2 protein-coding genes and 1 pseudogene are annotated in these 2,149 nt (G+C 51.8%); all 3 read left to right on the top strand.

Going from position 1 to position 2,149, the window contains the following annotated elements:
- Positions 1 to 341, top strand: a 341-nt coding sequence (locus AC1DU6_RS28625; protein WP_477861276.1) for a hypothetical protein, incomplete at its 5' end; no start/stop codon positions are given.
- Positions 338 to 748 (top strand): annotated as a pseudogene (locus AC1DU6_RS28620) (TniQ family protein); the annotation flags it as partial. The gene AC1DU6_RS28625 and the pseudogene AC1DU6_RS28620, both read left to right, overlap by 4 nt.
- Before the next feature lie 138 nt (positions 749 to 886).
- On the top strand, positions 887 to 2,149 hold a 1,263-nt coding region (locus tag AC1DU6_RS28615), incomplete at its 3' end, for a helix-turn-helix domain-containing protein (protein WP_477861278.1).

Genomic DNA, 2,149 nt, shown 5'->3' with positions numbered 1-2,149 from the left:
GTGATGAGATGGCGTTTCGACTCTGGTGCGCGACGGGAGGGCTGATGGGTTATCTCACCAAACTGCTGCGACAAGTTGTATGGGACGCATGCGACGAGGGGCACACGAAAGTATCGCTGGCGCGATTAAGCGAGGCCAACGTAAAAGCTATCTGGAGCTTGGAAGGTGAGCTTGATAAAAATCCGTTTACATCGAAATTCTCATGCCAACCCACGCAAGACATGATCGACTTTGCAATGGGAATTGGTCTTAAAGAGGATGAGCCTTTGCCCGAAAGGATTCTCCGGCCAAGGGGGCGAGCAGCCGCAATTCCCGTGAGCCAGCAGCTGACCGCATCGTGACGTCGAAACAAAATCAGCTGCTTGTCCGCACCCCGTCCCCACACGAACGCGAAAGTCTTCTCGGCTACGTTTTGCGGGTATCGGAGACCAACGGATATTGCACTCCATGGCATGTATTTGATCTTGCTGGAATTACCAGGAACGAATCCACGACCGCGGGATTTCCAATCGCAAAGCTCGCGCAGGTACTGGGCAAAGCCAGCGACGAGTTTCGTCACCATGCCTACAGCGCGTGCACGCGGGACGGTGTCCGCGAATACCAAATTTTGGGGCATCCCCTTGGGCGCTCTTTGAATTGGCAGCCATTGCGGCTACATCGACCCGCCATCTGTTGCATGTGCATTGAAGAAACGGGCTATATCGATGCATCCTGGGACCTGAACGCTTTCTCCGCCTGCCCATCCCACCAAGTCCCGCTGGTTAGTAGATGCCATGAGTGTGAAAAGGGGCTTAGTTGGAATCGACCTGGCTTGTTGACGTGCCAATGCGGCGCGGACCTTTCATATATACCCGCTCAACCCGTGGATGGTGCGACGGCCACCCTTATGGAAGTGATTCAATGCAAGGTTCATCGGATGCCGATACACAAGCTAGCAAACCCCGAAGGACTACCTGTCCAATGGCTGCATTCGATCCCGTTAATGTCGCTGCTTAAAATTCTGGAGAATATTGGTCGTCGCGCGGGAGGCAAGACCTTTTCAGGCCACGAACCCATGACTTTGGCTGCTGCTGTTTTGAAAGACTGGCCCAAAGGTTTTCATGCGCTCCTTGACAAACTTGGTTCGCAACCCATATTCGCCGGACGCGGTTTGCGGGTTAAATATTTGAGCTTTTATCAATCACTGTTCAAAAATAAGGGGATTGGTACAAATATGGATTTTCTGCGAGACGAATTTATAGCGTACGGCGTTGATCATGCCGATGAATCGCTTGTCTCGGAACGAATGAAGGGCGTCGATAAGCACGCCCGGCGCTACGTGTCAGTCAGCGAGTTGGCTAAGCGTCTTGGAGTGGAGCGGTCTACGGCACGGGGATGGGTAGTCAAAGGCCTTGTACCGTTCAAAAATGCGAACGCGCCCGGCAAACCTCAACGTTTCGTAGTCGACACGGAAGGTTTAGACCTTCAGGCGCGATCACCGGCCGATGTTCTGGGTGAACGAGATGCCGCGAAATACATTGGTCTTTCTGCTGGACTCTTGCGTGCCATGCGTCAGATTGGGAATTATTCGCCGGATTCAGTGACAAATCAGCGGAGAGGATTTTGGAAGATTGACCTTGATCGACTCGCCAACCGATTCAACTCACTTACCTGTTCGAATAGAAAATCATTTGGCGCAACGATATCACTAGAGCAGGTTTTAGGATTAAAAAGACTCGGGCTGGGGTCGTCCAACGCAAAAGCAGAATTGCTCAGTGAAATTCTCCTAGGACGGGTCGTCCCAATCAGTAGATGCGGCGAGTCTTTCCTCGATCTGCTTTTTCACATTGACGACATCGATAGTGCCAGCGCCAAGCTACCAAGCGTGGTAGCCAAAGAAGTAATATCTAATCAGGTCGCTGGAGAATTGCTTGGATGCAGCCGGGGGCTCGTAGCAACTCTGGTGCGCGAAGGATTTCTGTCTCGAAAGCTTGGTATAAAAAGCGGAGTTCTAAGAGCTACTGCCGAATCATTCTCGGATCAATGGACTCCATGTAAGCACGCCGCCCAGCAGGTCGGCATATCGAAAATAAAACTTCAGAAACTGGTGGTATCCAAAGGCTTTCGCATATTGCATGCTGGAAGAGGTTCGGGTGGATCGGTAAAGTTC

The sequence above is a fragment of the Roseateles sp. P5_B10 genome (genome assembly GCF_056400485.1).
This window is presented reverse-complemented; position numbering and strand designations above follow the sequence as displayed.